At 62.4% G+C, this 15,047-nt stretch carries 13 protein-coding genes; 10 read left to right on the forward strand and 3 right to left on the reverse strand.

The window, feature by feature from the left end; translation table 11 throughout:
• Window positions 1-17: 17 nt before the first annotated feature.
• From murC to C7443_RS10865, 10 genes are all read left to right on the forward strand, one after another.
• The gene (gene murC, locus C7443_RS10820; protein WP_246004621.1) at window positions 18-1,415 is read left to right on the forward strand and encodes a UDP-N-acetylmuramate--L-alanine ligase; all 1,398 of its coding nucleotides are present in this window, start codon (window positions 18-20) and stop codon (window positions 1,413-1,415) included.
• A gap of 62 nt (window positions 1,416-1,477) precedes the next feature.
• On the forward strand, window positions 1,478-2,425 hold the full coding sequence (locus C7443_RS10825; RefSeq protein ID WP_110018670.1) for a D-alanine--D-alanine ligase: 948 nt from the start codon (window positions 1,478-1,480) through the stop codon (window positions 2,423-2,425).
• Complete coding sequence (locus C7443_RS10830; protein ID WP_110018614.1) at window positions 2,422-3,318, forward strand: cell division protein FtsQ/DivIB; 897 nt, start codon at window positions 2,422-2,424, stop codon at window positions 3,316-3,318. Before C7443_RS10825 ends, C7443_RS10830 begins: the two co-directional genes overlap by 4 nt.
• A 21-nt stretch (window positions 3,319-3,339) precedes the next feature.
• Entirely contained in the window at window positions 3,340-4,575 is a 1,236-nt protein-coding gene (ftsA, locus tag C7443_RS10835; RefSeq protein ID WP_110018615.1) for a cell division protein FtsA, read from the forward strand.
• A 79-nt stretch (window positions 4,576-4,654) separates the two neighbouring features.
• Window positions 4,655-5,863 (forward strand): cell division protein FtsZ, encoded by a 1,209-nt coding sequence (gene ftsZ / locus C7443_RS10840; protein WP_110018616.1) that lies wholly within the window; start codon window positions 4,655-4,657, stop codon window positions 5,861-5,863.
• Between the two features lie 343 nt (window positions 5,864-6,206).
• Complete coding sequence (gene lpxC, locus C7443_RS10845; RefSeq protein WP_110018617.1) at window positions 6,207-7,127, forward strand: UDP-3-O-acyl-N-acetylglucosamine deacetylase; 921 nt, start codon at window positions 6,207-6,209, stop codon at window positions 7,125-7,127.
• A gap of 183 nt (window positions 7,128-7,310) precedes the next feature.
• The gene (gene secA / locus C7443_RS10850) at window positions 7,311-10,019 is read left to right on the forward strand and encodes a preprotein translocase subunit SecA (protein WP_110018618.1); all 2,709 of its coding nucleotides are present in this window, start codon (window positions 7,311-7,313) and stop codon (window positions 10,017-10,019) included.
• A 10-nt stretch (window positions 10,020-10,029) separates the two neighbouring features.
• On the forward strand, window positions 10,030-11,259 hold the full coding sequence (gene argJ, locus C7443_RS10855; protein ID WP_110018671.1) for a bifunctional glutamate N-acetyltransferase/amino-acid acetyltransferase ArgJ: 1,230 nt from the start codon (window positions 10,030-10,032) through the stop codon (window positions 11,257-11,259).
• Window positions 11,260-11,268: 9 nt separating this feature from the next.
• Window positions 11,269-12,222 (forward strand): Nudix family hydrolase, encoded by a 954-nt coding sequence (locus C7443_RS10860; protein ID WP_110018619.1) that lies wholly within the window; start codon window positions 11,269-11,271, stop codon window positions 12,220-12,222.
• Window positions 12,223-12,257: 35 nt separating this feature from the next.
• The gene (locus C7443_RS10865; RefSeq protein WP_146213286.1) at window positions 12,258-12,710 is read left to right on the forward strand and encodes a hypothetical protein; all 453 of its coding nucleotides are present in this window, start codon (window positions 12,258-12,260) and stop codon (window positions 12,708-12,710) included.
• Window positions 12,711-12,728: 18 nt separating this feature from the next.
• Here the strand turns inward: C7443_RS10865 and zapD are convergent, their stop codons facing one another.
• The 3 genes from zapD to C7443_RS10880 form a co-directional block, all read right to left on the reverse strand.
• On the reverse strand, window positions 12,729-13,499 hold the full coding sequence (gene zapD / locus C7443_RS10870; protein ID WP_170123583.1) for a cell division protein ZapD: 771 nt from the start codon (window positions 13,497-13,499) through the stop codon (window positions 12,729-12,731).
• Between the two features lie 63 nt (window positions 13,500-13,562).
• A complete protein-coding gene (coaE, locus tag C7443_RS10875) occupies window positions 13,563-14,177 on the reverse strand; it encodes a dephospho-CoA kinase (RefSeq protein WP_110018622.1) in 615 nt (204 codons plus the stop codon).
• A 1-nt stretch (window position 14,178) separates the two neighbouring features.
• Window positions 14,179-15,045: a prepilin peptidase gene (locus tag C7443_RS10880; protein WP_110018623.1), complete on the reverse strand. Its 867-nt coding sequence runs from the start codon at window positions 15,043-15,045 to the stop codon at window positions 14,179-14,181.
• Window positions 15,046-15,047: the final 2 nt, after the last annotated feature.

Genomic DNA, 15,047 nt, shown 5'->3' on the forward strand with positions numbered 1-15,047 from the left:
GTCCGCTCAGCCATGGCATGCGGCGCATTCGCAAAGTGCATTTCGTCGGTATTGGCGGTGCGGGCATGAGCGGCATCGCCGAGGTGCTGATCAACCTTGGCTACACCGTGTCGGGTTCGGATCTGGCGAGCAATGCAGTGACGCAGCGTCTGGTCGAACTCGGTGCTCAGGTGTTCACCGGCCACCGTGCCGAGAATGTCGCCGGTCGCGACTGCATCGTCGTTTCCAGCGCTGTCACCGAGGACAACCCGGAGCTGATCACCGCACGTGAGGCGCGTCTGCCGGTGGTGCCGCGCGCCGAGATGCTGGCCGAGCTGATGCGCTTTCGTTACGGCATTGCCGTTGCCGGCACGCACGGCAAGACCACGACGACCAGCCTGATCGCCAGCCTGCTGGCCGAGGGTGGTCTCGATCCGACCTTCGTCATCGGCGGGCGTCTGAACAGCGCCGGTGCCAACGCGCGCCTCGGGGCTGGCAAATACCTGGTCGCCGAAGCCGACGAGTCGGATGCCTCGTTTCTGTATCTGCAGCCGATGATCGCGGTGGTCACCAATATCGACGCCGATCATCTGTCGACCTACGGCGGTGATTTCGAGCGCTTGCGCGGCACTTTCGTCGAATTTCTGCACCACCTGCCGTTTTACGGGCTCGCGGTGCTCTGCCTCGATGATCCCGAGGTACGGCGCACGCTGCCGCAGGTCAACCGTCCGGTGCTGACCTACGGTACCAGTGAGGACTGCGACGTGCGCGCGACCGATATCGTGCAGCACGGCATGCAGACGCATTTCACCGCCCACCTGTCCGGTGGTGGCGTGGCGCTGAAGGTGACGTTGAACCTGCCGGGCCGGCACAGCGTGCTCAACGCGCTGGCGGCGATCGGCGTGGCTTTTGAGCTCGGCGTGCCGGTCGACACCATCCGCTCGGCGCTGCTCGGCTTCCAGGGCATCGGCCGGCGCTTCCATCAGCACGGCACACTGACCTTGCCGCAGGGTGGCCAGATCGAACTGATGGATGACTACGGTCACCATCCGCGCGAGGTGGCTGCGGTGCTTGATGCGATCCGCGGTGGCTGGCCGCAGCGGCGGCTGGTGCTGGCGTTTCAGCCACATCGCTACACGCGCACCCGCGATCTGTTCGAGGACTTCACGCAGGTGCTGTCGACGGTCGACGTGCTGTTGCTGACCGACGTCTATCCGGCCGGCGAGAAACCAATCGCAGGCGTCGACGGTCGTGCACTGGCACGGGCGATCCGTGCCCGCGGGCTCGTCGATCCGGTGTTCGTCGATCGTGCCGCCGATCTGGCGGCTGCACTGCCGGCGGTGCTGCGTGACGGCGACCTGGTGCTGATGATGGGTGCGGGGGATATCGGTGCCTGTGCCAATCGTCTGGGGCGGGAAGGTTGGACTGCCGAGTGAATCGTAATGTTGCGATGCAGCAAAGACTGCGTCGAACGAGTAACATTGACGGGATGATCGACATGAACGAAACGCGTAAGCGCGTCACCGATGCAGCCGCCTTCGGCAAGGTGGCGGTGCTGTTCGGCGGCTGGTCGGCGGAGCGCGAGGTCTCGCTGAAGAGCGGGCGGGCCGTGCTGGCGGCACTGTGCCGACGCGGTATCGATGCGCATGGCATCGACGCCGGGCGTGATGTGCTCGAAGTGCTGCGTGAAGGCGCATTCGACCGCGTGTTCATCGTGCTGCACGGCCGTGGTGGCGAGGATGGCGTGATCCAGGGCGCGCTCGAACTGCTTGGCCTGCCGTATACCGGCAGTGGCGTGCAGGCCTCGGCGATCGGTATGGACAAGTGGCGCACCAAGCTGATCTGGCAGGCGCTCGATCTGCCGACGCTGCCGTTTCGCCTGGCGCTGAGCGCGGCGGATCTCGACGGTGTCATCGACGAGCTTGGCCTGCCGCTCGCGGTCAAGCCGACGCGCGAGGGGTCGAGCATCGGGGTGACGCGGGTCGAGCGCGCCGAGCAGCTGGCTGCGGCATTCGAGCTTGCGGCCGCCTGCGATTCGCCGGTCATCATCGAGCCCTGGGTGACTGGCCGGGAGCTGACTGGTGGCGTGCTCGCCGGCGAGGCACTGCCGCTGATCCGCATGCAGGCCGCCGTCGAGTTTTATGACTACGAGGCCAAGTACAACCGCGACGACACGCAGTATCACTGCCCGGCGGGTCTCGGCGATGAGCTCGAAGTCAAGTTGCGGTCGCTGGTAACACGGGCGTTTGCGGCGGTCGGCGCAAGCGGCTGGGGGCGCGTCGACCTGATGCTCGATGATGCGGGTGCGCCGTGGCTGCTTGAAGTCAACACCGTACCGGGGATGACCGACCACAGTCTGGTGCCGCTGGCGGCGCGTGTCGCCGGCCTCGATTTCGACGAACTGTGCTGGCGCATTCTCGAAAGCAGCGGGGTGGCGGCGCAATGAGTCTGTTGCGGCGCCGGCGCAAGCGCGGCGCAGTACGCACCCGCCATGAGGCGGGCGAGCAGCGCGGCTGGAAGCTCGGCAGCGGCGCGAGCACGGTCTTGCGTGTGCTCGGCACGCTGGCGGCGTTTGCCGGCATCGCCTGGGGCGGTGTGCGCACCGCCGACTGGATGCTGCGTGAAGGCGAGTTCCCGCTGCGCAAGGTCACTGTCGACGGTGATCTGCGCAACCTCGGACCGGAGGACGCGGAGGCGGTGGTACGTCCCTATCTGGGGCGCAACTTCTTTCGCCTGGACATGCGGGCGATGCGCGAAGGGTTTGCCGGCAATCCCTGGGTGGAATCGGTCGATGTCACCCGGCGCTGGCCGGATACCGTTGCCGTGCGTTTCGTCGAGCGAGTGCCCTTCGCCAAGTGGGGCACGGACGGTGACATGCTCGACACCCGCGCCCGGGTGTTCCGTCCAGGCAAATTGCGCGAGCAGCACGACTGGCCGCAGCTGTCGGGCCCGCCCGGCCACGAGGCTCTGCTGATGGATACCTACGGTGCGGTCAACCGGCGTCTGGCGGCGCTCAGCCTGAAGGTTGTCGATCTGCGCCAGGACGCTCGCGGCGCCTGGTCGATGCACCTCGACAACGACATTGAACTTTATCTGGGACGCGAAGCGTTCGCCGAGAGGCTGGATCGCTTCGTGGACGTTTATCCGCAGGTGCTCGCTGCTGATGCCGGACGCATCGCGGGAGTGGACCTGCGTTACCTGAATGGTTTTGCCGTGCGCTGGAAGTCGGCATCGGGGAGCGATGCGACTCACGCGGGTACCGCCCGGACGGTGGATGCAGACGCCTGGTCGCGTCGTACCGCCGGGCTGAGTCATGCGGGCGCGCTGGGCGCGGGTTGAGATCACGGGGAAACGCTGGGCATGTCCAGGAAACACGACAAGAAAATGGTGGTCGGACTCGACATCGGTACGTCGAAGGTCGTCGCGCTGGTCGGCGAAGTCGGGGCCGATGGCGAGCTCGAAGTGATCGGCTGCGGTTCGCAGCCCTCGCGGGGTCTGAAGAAGGGCGTTGTCGTCAATATTGAGTCGACGGTGCAGTCGATCCAGCGCGCGATCGAGGGCGCTGAGCAGACTGCAGGTTGCCAGATCCATTCGGTGTTCACCGGCATTGCCGGCAGTCACATCCGCAGCCTGAATTCACACGGCATCGTGCCGATCCGCGACAAGGAAGTGACGCAGGCGGATGTCGATCGCGTCATCGAGGCGGCGGGTGCCGTGGCCATCCCGACTGACCAGAAAGTGCTGCACATCCTGCCGCAGGAGTTCCTGATCGATCATCAGGAGGGCATCCGCGAGCCGATCGGCATGTCCGGCGTGCGCCTGGAGGCGCGCGTGCACATGGTGACCGGGGCGGTCAGTGCAGCGCAGAACATTGTCAAATGCGTCGAGCGCTGCAATCTTGAGGTTGACGACATCATCCTGCAGCCACTGGCTTCCGCGCGCGCCGTGCTGACTGACGATGAAAAAGAGCTTGGCGTGTGCCTGGTCGACATCGGCGGCGGCACGACCGATATTGCTGTGTTCGTCAACGGTGCGATCCAGCACACGGCGGTGATTCCGATCGCCGGTGATCAGGTCACCAATGACATCGCGGTGGCGTTTCGCACGCCTACGCAGTTTGCTGAGACGCTGAAGCTTGAGCATGGCTGCTGCCTCAACGCCTACGCCTCCAGTGAGCAGGAAATCGAGGTGCCGAGCGTCGGCGAGCGGGCGCCGCGACGCCTGTCGGCGCAGACCCTCGCCGAGGTGGTCGAGGCCCGCTACGAGGAGCTGTTCGGTCTGATTCAGGCCGAGCTGCGGCGCAGCGGTTTCGAGGATCTGATCGCTGCCGGCATCGTGCTGACCGGCGGCAGTTCACGCATCCGCGGAGCGACCGAGCTCGCGGAAGAGATCTTCCATGTTCCGGTACGCCAGGGCATGCCCATGCATGTCATCGGCTTACCTGATGTCATCGGCAACCCGGTCTATTCGACGGCCGTTGGACTGTTGCTGGTGGGAAGTGAGAACCGTTCGGCTGGCAAACCCGGCTCGGCGGCCAAGGATGGGCGACAGGGACTGTTCGCACGCATGAAAGCGTGGTTCCAGGGCAATTTCTAGATTTCATCACGCGGCAGTCGCGGCGTTCTGTCCGGCGGGCAGACGGCAGGACGCCAGGAACTCAGAGGAGACAAACACCATGTTCGAGATCATGGAGCACAACCAGCAGAACGCGATCATCAAGGTCATAGGCATCGGCGGCGGCGGCGGTAACGCCGTGCAGCACATGGTGTCGAGCCATCACATCGAGGGCGTGGATTTCTACTGCGCCAATACCGATGCGCAGGCCCTGCGTTCCTATACCGTGCAGCATGCCCTGCAGCTAGGCTCCGGCGTCACCAAGGGTCTTGGTGCGGGTGCGAACCCCGAAATCGGCAAGAAGGCGGCCATGGAAGACCGCGAGCGCATCCGCGAGGCGCTCGACGGTGCCGACATGGTGTTCATCACCGCGGGCATGGGCGGCGGCACCGGCACCGGTGGAGCTCCGGTGGTGGCCCAGGTCGCGCGTGAAATGGGCATCCTCGCCGTGGCCGTGGTCACCAAGCCGTTCGGTTTCGAAGGCCGCAAGCGCATGGACGTCGCCGTGCAGGGCATCAAGGAGCTGGCTCAGGAAGTCGATTCGCTGATCACCATTCCCAACGACAAGCTGCTGCCGGTGCTCGGCAAGGGGGCGACCCTGCTCGATGCCTTCAAGGCGGCGAATGATGTGCTCGCCGGGGCCGTGCAGGGCATCGCCGAACTGATCACCCGTCCGGGCCTGATCAACGTCGACTTCGCCGACGTGCGCACGGTGATGGAGGAAATGGGCGTGGCGATGATGGGTACCGGCCGGGCGAGTGGCAACGGTCGTGCGCGTGAAGCCGCTGAAGCCGCCATCGCCAGCCCGCTGCTGGAGAATATCGACCTTGCTGGTGCGCGCGGCCTGCTGGTCAACGTCACTGCCGGTATGGACCTGACGATTGGCGAGTTCCATGAAGTCGGTGAAATCGTGCGTGATCTGGCGGCCGATGATGCCACCGTGGTGGTTGGTACCGTCATCGATCCGGAGATGAGCAGCGAGCTGCGCGTGACCATCGTCGCTACCGGCATCGGCAGCCGTACAGCCGGCGAACTGCCGGCGACGACACCGCAGGCCGTCGCACCGGCGATGGGCAGCGTCGGTGCCGTGCGCCCGTTCCCGGGGCGTGCCGGTGGTGAGCGTGCGGAGCCGCGTAACGAGCCGCGTCCTGCGGTCTCGCCGGCAGCGAAGAGCAAGCCGCAGACGCCGACCGATGTGTTTGCGGATCGCAACGAGTCCGAACTGGAGTATCTCGATATTCCGGCGTTCCTGCGCCGTCAGGCCGACTGACCGGTTTGCCCCTGCCCGGGGTCGGGCGGGGGCCGCACAGGATCTTCTGCCTCGTCGGATGTCTCCCCGGCGAGGAGGGCTTGTGCGGGCGTCGCCCAAGGGGGCACGGCGGGATGCCGTGCCCCTTTTTCGTGCTTTTTTATTGTTCCGATGCTTGGCGGACGAAACTTTTGTGACGAGTTGGTGACTCATCGCTTGTTTGTTGTATTGTTGCCTTGCACAATGACACAGCCTGTTGCGTGCGTCATACTTCGCCGCAACTTTCCTGTCACACCGCGCGTCGCCTCGGTCGTAAGCCGCTGCCGAACGGACGTCGCCGGAACCGAGCGTTGGGGGTACCGCCATGATCAGGCAGTGCACGTTAAAGAATGTCATCCGCGCCACAGGCGTCGGCCTGCACACGGGCGAAAAGGTCTATCTGACGCTGCGCCCGGCGCCGCCGGATGCCGGCATCGTCTTTCGGCGTATCGATCTGCCGACACCCGTCGAGATTTACGCCACGCCGCTGAATGTCGGTGACACCCAGCTGTCGACCACGCTGCACGCCGGTGATGTGCGCGTCTCGACCGTCGAGCACCTGCTGGCGGCTTTCGCCGGGCTGGGCATCGACAATGCGATCGTCGATGTCAGTGCGCCGGAAGTGCCGATCATGGACGGCAGCGCGAGCCCGTTCGTGTTCCTGATCCAGTCCGCCGGTATCGAGGAGCAGGCCGCACCCAAGCGCTTCATCCGCATCAAGCGTGCGATCGAGGTTCGTGATGGCGACAAGGTGGCGCGCTTTGAGCCGTTCAACGGCTTCAAGGTGGCGTTTACCATCGACTTCGACCATCCGGTGTTCCGCAACCGGCCGCAGACCGCCAAGATCGATTTTTCCGCGACTTCGTTCGTCAAGGAAGTCAGCCGGGCGCGCACCTTCGGTTTCATGCATGAAATCGAATACCTGCGTGAGCACAATCTGGCGCTGGGCGGCAGCCTCGACAATGCGCTGGTCGTGGACGAATACCGCATCCTCAACGAGGACGGGCTGCGCTACGAGGATGAGTTCGTCAAGCACAAGATTCTTGATGCGATTGGCGATCTCTACCTGCTTGGCCACAGCCTGATCGGCTCGTTCATCGGCTACAAGTCCGGGCACGGCCTGAACAATGCGCTGCTGCGCGCCTTGCTGGCCGAGCGCGAAGCCTGGGAGGAAGTGACGTTCACCGGCAATCAGCCGGCGCCGATTTCCTTCCTGCAGCCGGCGCAGGTTGCAACTGTCCGCTGAGATTCGTTGTCTGCAGAACGCAACCCGGATGAACGCACAAGGCGCGACGAAATCCTCGTCGCGCCTTGTGCGTTCAGCGGCAAGGTGTTTGCTCTCCCCGGGGACGAACTCCGAAACGCCGCCTGCATCGGGTATCATCCGCCGCCTTATCGCGTTCGGGCCATGTAAGTCAAAGGCGATCTCATGAATCTGATGAAGCTGATCTTCGGCAGCCGCAACGAGCGCCTGGTCAAGGCGATGCGCAAGCAGGTAGCCAAGATCAATGCGTTCGAACCGGCGATCTCGGCACTGACCGACGACGAGCTGCGGGCCAAGACTACCGAGTTCCGTCAGCAGATCGCCGACGGTAAAACACTCGACGATCTGCTGCCGGAAGCGTTCGCCGTCGTGCGTGAAGCTGCCAAGCGCGTGCTGGGGCTGCGGCCGTTCGATGTGCAGTGTGTCGGCGGCATGGTGCTGCACCAGGGCAAAATCTCCGAGATGCGCACCGGCGAGGGTAAGACGCTGACAGCGACGATGCCGACCTACCTCAACGCGTTGAGCGGCAAGGGTGTGCACATCGTCACCGTCAACGACTATCTGGCGCGACGTGACGCGACACAGATGGGGCAGTTGTTCGCGTTCCTCGGCATGACGACGGGTGTGGTCATCGCTGGAATGGATGCCGAGCAGAAGCGTGCCGCCTACGCGGCCGACATCACCTACGGCACCAACAACGAGTTCGGCTTCGACTATCTGCGAGACAACATGGCGTTTTCGCCGGAGCAGAAGGTCCAGCGTCCGCCGAATTTCGCAGTCGTCGACGAAGTCGACTCGATCCTTATCGACGAGGCCCGCACGCCGCTGATCATTTCGGGGCCTGCCGAGGAAAGCTCCGAACTGTACAAGCGCATCGATGCGCTGATTCCGCAGCTGACGAAGCAGGAGGAAGAGGAAGGGCCGGGCGATTTCTCGATCGACGAGAAGATGAAGCAGGTCTTCCTTACCGAAGAAGGGCACGCCAAGGTCGAGGCGCTGCTCGCGGAAAGCGGCCTGTTACGCGAAGGCGAGAGCCTCTACGACTCGGCCAATCTGACGCTGTTCCATCACCTCAACGCTTGTCTGCGGGCGCATCATCTGTTCCACCGGGATGTGGAATACATCGTCCGTGAAGGCCAGATCGTCATCGTCGATGAGTTCACCGGCCGTACGATGCCGGGACGGCGCTGGTCCGATGGCCTGCATCAGGCCATCGAGGCCAAGGAAGGTGTGCAGATCCAGGCAGAAAACCAGACGCTGGCGTCGATCACCTTCCAGAATCTGTTCCGCCTCTACACCAAGTTGTCCGGCATGACCGGCACTGCGGATACCGAAGCCTACGAATTCCAGCAGATCTACGGCCTTGAAGTGGTCGTTGTGCCGACGCACCGGCCGATGATCCGCAAAGACATGGGCGATCTGGTGTTCCTGACGCAGGACGAGAAGTACCGGGCCGTCATCGAGGACATCAAGGACTGCCATCAACGCGGCCAGCCGGTGCTGGTCGGTACGACCTCGATCGAAGTCTCCGAGCTACTGTCGCAGCTGCTCGACAAGGCGAAGATTCCGCACGCTGTGCTCAACGCCAAGCAGCACGATCGCGAGGCTGAAATCGTCGCCCAGGCCGGTCGGCCGGGGACTGTGACCATCGCCACGAATATGGCCGGTCGCGGTACCGACATCGTGCTCGGCGGCAGTCTCGGCAGTGAGCTCGAAGCGCTGGCTCCCGAAGCCGACGAGGCGAGCAGGGAGGCGGTGCGCAGCGCCTGGCAGGCGCGCCACGAAGCCGTGGTCGCGGCTGGGGGCCTGCACATCATTGGTACCGAGCGGCATGAATCACGGCGTATCGACAACCAGCTGCGCGGTCGTTCAGGGCGTCAGGGTGATCCGGGCTCGTCCCGTTTCTATCTGTCACTGCAGGACAACCTGATGCGCATCTTTGCCTCTGAGCGTGTCTCCGTGCTGATGCAGAAGCTCGGCATGAAGGAGAACGAGGCGATCGAGCATCCCTGGGTGACGCGCGCCATCGAGAACGCCCAGCGCAAAGTCGAAGCGCATAACTTTGATATCCGCAAGCAGCTGCTCGAATACGACGATGTCGCCAACGATCAGCGCAAGGTGGTCTACGCGCAGCGCAACGAGTTGCTGGCGGCCGAGGATGTCCGCGAGGGCGTTATCTCGATGCAGCACACGGCACTGACCCAGCTGGTCGGCAGCTTTGTGCCGCCGGGCAGTGTAGCGGAGCAGTGGGATCCGGCCGGGCTCGACAAGGCGCTGGCAGACGATTTTGGTCTGTCCCTCGACATCAGCAGCTGGGTTGCCGCCGATGACGGCCTGGACGACGAGACTATCTGCACGCGTGTCATCGAAGTGGCCGACGCGGCTTACGCTGAGAAGGAAGCACAGGTCGGTGAGCAATGGATGCGCCACCTGGAAAAATCCGTGCTGCTGCAGGTGCTCGACAATCACTGGAAGGAGCATCTGGCAGCGATGGATTACCTGCGCCAAGGCATCCATCTGCGCGGCTTTGCACAGAAGAATCCGAAGCAGGAATACAAGCGCGAAGCGTTCGAAATGTTCGAGGCCATGCTCGACCGCATTCAGCATGATGTTGCTTCCTTCCTGATGCGAGTGCAGTTCCAAGCGCAACCGACGGAGATGCCCGAGCAGCCCAAGGAGCCGCAGAACCTGCAGTACGAACATGCTGAGGTTTCGGCGCTGGCGAGTGACGACGACGATGACGCCTCCCTGCCAGAGGAGGACGAGGCCGCGCATACACCGTTCGTGCGCGGCGAGCGCAAAGTGGGGCGCAACGATCCGTGCCCCTGCGGTTCGGGCAAGAAGTACAAGCATTGCCACGGCAAGCTGAACTGAGGACACGATGATGGCTGTCAATCTGATCGCTCCCGCTCCGGGCAGTTTGCTGCCGATCACCGGGCTGCGTTTAGGCGTCGCCGAAGCGCACGTACGTAAGCCCAACCGCAAGGATGTGCTGGTGATGGTGCTGCCGGAAGGTGCTCGCGTGGCTGGCGTGTTCACTCAGAACCGCTTCTGTGCCGCTCCGGTGCAGCTGTGCCGCGCTCACCTGCAGCACGGCGAGCCGATCCGTGCGCTGGTGGTCAACACCGGCAATGCCAATGCTGGCACTGGCGACGATGGTGTCGCCCGGGCCAGGGCGGTGTGTACTGAGCTGGCGGCTGCACTCGGCTGTGCAGCGGAACAAGTGCTGCCGTTCTCCACGGGCGTCATCATGGAGCCGCTGCCGGTCGAGCGCATCGTTGCCGGCCTGCCGAGCTGCCTCGCTGGTTTAAGCGAAACCGGCTGGGAGACCGCAGCTGAAGCGATCATGACCACCGATACCGTCGCCAAGGGAATTTCGAAGCACATCGAAATCGACGGCCAGCAGGTGACGGTGACCGGGATCGCCAAGGGCTCGGGGATGATTCATCCGAATATGGCGACGATGCTGGGTTATATCGCCACCGATGCCGCGGTGGCGCCGGGATTGCTGCAGGCCATGCTCAAACGCATTGCCGATGAGTCCTTCAATCGCGTCACCGTTGACGGTGATACCTCGACCAACGACTCCTTCGTGCTGATCGCGGCAGGAACGGCAACGCTACCGGAAATCACGGACGCTTCCAGTCCGGCCTGTCAGGCGCTCGAAAATGCGATGCGTGAAGTCGCCATCTGGCTGGCTCAGGCGCTTGCCCGTGACGGTGAAGGCGCAACGAAATTCGTGACCATTGCGGTCGATGGCGGGCGGGATCGTGCAGAGTGCCTGCGCGTCGGTAAAGCGATCGCCCACTCGCCGTTGGTCAAGACGGCCCTGTTCGCATCTGATCCGAACCTCGGACGTATCCTGGCGGCCATTGGCTACGCGGGTGTTGATGATCTTGACGTCTCCTGCCTGCGTCTGTGGCTCGGTAACGTGCTGGTGGCGGAGCAGGGCGGTCGTGCGGCTGGATATGTCGAGGCGGATGCGGCCGCGGCGATGGCCGAACCGGAAATCATGATCCGCGTGGATCTTGGCCGCGGTCCGGTCTGTGATCGGGTCTGGACCTGCGATTTTTCTTACGATTATGTAAAGATCAACGCCGAATACCGCTCCTGAGCCATGTCGATGCCTGCTGCTGCCGTTCGTCCGCTGGTCCACGTTGCTGCCGGAGCCTTGGTCGCGGACGATGGGCGAGTCCTCGTGGCCCGGCGTGCAGCAAAAGCCCATCAGGGCGGCCTGTGGGAGTTTCCCGGCGGGAAGCTAGAAGCGGGGGAAGCGGTGATTGATGCGCTTGCCCGCGAGCTGAATGAAGAACTTGGCGTCGATCTGGAGCGGGCACGGCCTCTACTCAAGGTTCGTCACGATTATGCCGACAAGAGCGTGCTGCTCGACGTATGGCGAGTCGATCGCTGGCGCGGTGAGCCCCATGGGCGGGAAGGCCAGCCCGTGGCATGGCGTTTTCCGGATCAACTGAATCAGGCCGACTTCCCGGCAGCCGATGTGCCGATCCTTACTGCACTGCGCTTGCCTGAATGTTATCTGGTCACGGATGAACCGAGCGATGGTTTCACTGCGTTCCTCGATCGCCTGCAAGCCGCGCTGGCGCGTGGGGTGCGGCTGGTGCAGCTGCGTGCTCATTCACTCGATGAGACAGCGCTCGCTGCCCTGTATCGGCAGGCCCACACGCTGACGGCTGCCGCTGGGGTGCCTCTCCTCCTCAATTCAAGCCCCGAACTGGCACAGAAGCTTGGGGCTGATGGCGTGCATTTGAGCGGAGCACAGCTGCGCCGCTGCCAGCAGCGACCGTTGCCCGGCGGATGTTGGGTGGCGGCCTCCTGCCATGATGCTGATGAACTCGCGCTGGCTCGGCGCCTCGGCGTCGATTTCGCCGTGCTTGGGCCAGTCGCTGCGACCATGAGTCATCCGGGGCAGGCGGGCATCGGCTGGAGCGAATTCGCCAGCCGTTGCGCCGCGACGTCGCTGCCGATTTATGCACTCGGAGGTGTCGGGCCGGGCGATCTTGAGACGGCCTGGGCGCACGGGGCGATCGGTATCGCTGCGATTCGAGCTCTGTGGTGAACACAATAGGGGCAGCAGCGCGGCGGCAGATTGCCTTGCTGATCATCTCGCTGCTTGTGCTGGGAACGCTGGCTGGTGTGCTATCACCGCGTCTGACGCGTTGGCTTCACGGCCCGATGGCAGAGGGCATTCCTATGTCGCTTGATGATCCGGCCTGCCAACCGGTTGGAATTCCGTGCTCAGCGAGTGTGCCGGGTCTTGCGATCGCCTTATACCTCGGTCAGGAAGTGCAGCCGCTGAAGACCTTTCCTGTCGAGGTCATTACTCAGGGCCCAGTTGTGGATGCGGTCGAGATCGAGTTTACGATGGACGGCATGGACATGGGCTTGGCGCGCTTTCGCTTGCGTCTGCAGCCGAACGGAACCTGGCGTGGACAGGCTTTGCTGCCTGTGTGTACGACGGGGAGTCGTGAGTGGCGGGCTGAAGTGAGCACACACCGCAGCAGTCAGATTTTTCAGGCGTCTTTTCACTTCAGCGCCAGTCACTAAGCGACGTATTCACGGCGCTCACAGTGCGCAGCATGCCAGTAGGAAGCCAATGTCCTCCTCTGTCTGAAAGGGGCGTTTGACGGGGCTTGGCTGTCGTAGAAAGCGCACGGAGTAGCGATGGCGTCCGCCGCTGATTTCAGCAAATGCATCGGCTTCGGCGTGCAGCCCGATGCGTACCAGCTGTACCAGCGGTCCAGAGGTGTCCAGTGTCTGCTGATAAAAGCCGCTTTGAGCAATCTCATGTACGGCTGGGGTACTGCCGCGCATGACTTCCAGGATCATGCGAGTGGCGGTGGCGATCGGTTCGAGTACATGCAGCCAGGCATCGAGCTGTTCGTGGCGGATTTCGGCATCACGATTGAGCCAGTAGTGTAAAGCCGGTAGATCGAACGAGCAGCTGCCTCCTGGAATGCTGGTCCTCTGCCTCAGATTGCTGAGAAAGCCATTACGACGAATATCTTCGATTTGACGTGAATCAATATCGAACAGAGCCGATCCAGCATGAACCAAGTCGGGCAGCCGGGACATGATCTCTTCGTTGTCCTCATGTCCGCTGGATGTGCGCGCTACCAGAGAAGTGAGCCGTTCAAGCTCTTTGGATATCTCCGTTCTAACTTCGGCTCGACCGACTTGACTCAACAGCTCGATGAGAATCTCCAGTGCCGATCGGCTGTCCCAGATCGCCCAGCCGGCAGCAGCGTGGTGCACGCGAGCAAATAGGAACTCGAGTCGCAGCAACATGCGATAGCGTTCATTGAGAGGCTGTTCGTACCAGACAACGCGATCCACGGCGGATCCTGTGCAGCAGAAAGGAGCGAGCATTGTCGGGGAAGGGCGTGTCACCGGCAAACGCTACAAACCGCACTCACGCGTTTGCGCAATTGAGAGGTAGTGCTTGTGCAGCTCTGCTACGGCTGCTTCGAGTTGCAGCAAGGTTCCATCATTTGCCAGAACGTCATCTGCGACAGCCAGTCGGTGCCCTCGCTCTGCTTGTGCAGCAACAATGGCGCGAGCCAAGGCTTCATCGTTACCATCTCGATCCATGACACGCGCCACTTGCTGGTCGGGGGGGGCGTCAATGACCAGCACGCGGTCCACCATCGCACGCATGTCGCCTTCGACCAGCAAGGGTACGACGAGAAGACAGTACGGTGCGTTCAGTGCAGCGATGCGTTCAGTTGCAAGCGCTCTGATGCGCGGATGGACGATTGCCTCTAGGCGGGATCGCACTTGTGGGTCGGCGAAAATACGCCGACGCATCTCGCCCCGGTCAAGTTTCCCTGAAGGCTCGATGACCTCTGGTCCGAAAGTTCGTTCAATTTCAGTGAGCGCAGGTGTACCGGGTTCGACGACTTCACGAGCCAGCAGGTCCGTGTCAATCACCGGAACACCATATCGCTGAGCGAATAAAGCTGCAGCAGCGGACTTGCCGCTGCCAATTCCGCCAGTCAATCCAACGATGAGCATTTCAGAAACCGGCGAATTGTTGGTACGCGGTGACGATTTCAGCACCCCAGAGCATGCTGATCCATCCAGCTATAGCCAGAAATGGTCCATATGGAAGTGGATGCCCGCGTTCCAGTCGACCACTCAACTGCAGCGCAATACCGATTACCGCGCCAACGGCTGCCGAACCAAAAATAATGACGGGCAGCATTTGCCAGCCCAGCCAAGCCCCGAGCATGGCCAGCAGCTTAAAATCTCCATATCCCATTCCCTCCTTGCCTGTGGTAAGTCGAAACAGCCAGTAGACGCTCCATAAAGATAAATATCCGGCTGCCGCGCCGATGACTGCATCAGGTAATGGAGTAAATATCGGGAGTAGAGCGGCCAGCAAGCCCGCCCATAATCCGGGAAGAGTAATGGAATCAGGTAGTAGATAGGTTTGTAAATCGATAATAGCTAAAACCAGCAAAGCCCAGCTCAAACCGAGAGCTGCGATGCTCTGGGTTGTCCAGCCGAAATGCGCAACGACAGCTATAGATATTAGGCACGAAGCGAGTTCGGTGAATGGATAGATCCATGGAATGTTCGTACCACAACCACGGCAGCGACCACGCAGCATGATCCAGCTGAGCAGGGGGATATTTTCAAGCGGTCGAATTGGTCGTTTGCATTTCGGACAATGGGAGGGAGGTGTGAGCAGGTTAAAAGGCTGTTTTTGTGGTGGTGGGGCTCCATGAAGCTCGGCGCATTCGGCGGCCCAGCGCTGTTCCAGCATAAGTGGTAAGCGGTGGATAACCACGTTCAGAAAACTACCGACCAGCAATCCGAGTAGACCCGCACATGCAGTGTACAGAGCGGGTGAATTCGCCAGCAGTTGCCAAAAATCCATGT

It is taken from the genome of Plasticicumulans acidivorans, from assembly GCF_003182095.1.
GTDB classification, from domain to species: Bacteria; Pseudomonadota; Gammaproteobacteria; order Competibacterales; family Competibacteraceae; genus Plasticicumulans; species Plasticicumulans acidivorans.

Excerpts from the sequence above, each read along its gene's own strand:
- murC (WP_246004621.1), top strand. The coding sequence starts at position 18 with ATGCGGCGCATTCGCAAAGTGCATTTCGTCGGTATTGGCGGTGCGGGC.
- C7443_RS10825 (WP_110018670.1), top strand. The coding sequence starts at position 1,478 with ATGAACGAAACGCGTAAGCGCGTCACCGATGCAGCCGCCTTCGGCAAG.
- C7443_RS10830 (WP_110018614.1), top strand. The coding sequence starts at position 2,422 with ATGAGTCTGTTGCGGCGCCGGCGCAAGCGCGGCGCAGTACGCACCCGC.
- ftsA (WP_110018615.1), top strand. The coding sequence starts at position 3,340 with ATGTCCAGGAAACACGACAAGAAAATGGTGGTCGGACTCGACATCGGT.
- ftsZ (WP_110018616.1), top strand. The coding sequence starts at position 4,655 with ATGTTCGAGATCATGGAGCACAACCAGCAGAACGCGATCATCAAGGTC.
- lpxC (WP_110018617.1), top strand. The coding sequence starts at position 6,207 with ATGATCAGGCAGTGCACGTTAAAGAATGTCATCCGCGCCACAGGCGTC.
- secA (WP_110018618.1), top strand. The coding sequence starts at position 7,311 with ATGAATCTGATGAAGCTGATCTTCGGCAGCCGCAACGAGCGCCTGGTC.
- argJ (WP_110018671.1), top strand. The coding sequence starts at position 10,030 with ATGGCTGTCAATCTGATCGCTCCCGCTCCGGGCAGTTTGCTGCCGATC.
- C7443_RS10860 (WP_110018619.1), top strand. The coding sequence starts at position 11,269 with ATGCCTGCTGCTGCCGTTCGTCCGCTGGTCCACGTTGCTGCCGGAGCC.
- coaE (WP_110018622.1), bottom strand. The coding sequence starts at position 14,177 with ATGCTCATCGTTGGATTGACTGGCGGAATTGGCAGCGGCAAGTCCGCT.
- C7443_RS10880 (WP_110018623.1), bottom strand. The coding sequence starts at position 15,045 with ATGGATTTTTGGCAACTGCTGGCGAATTCACCCGCTCTGTACACTGCA.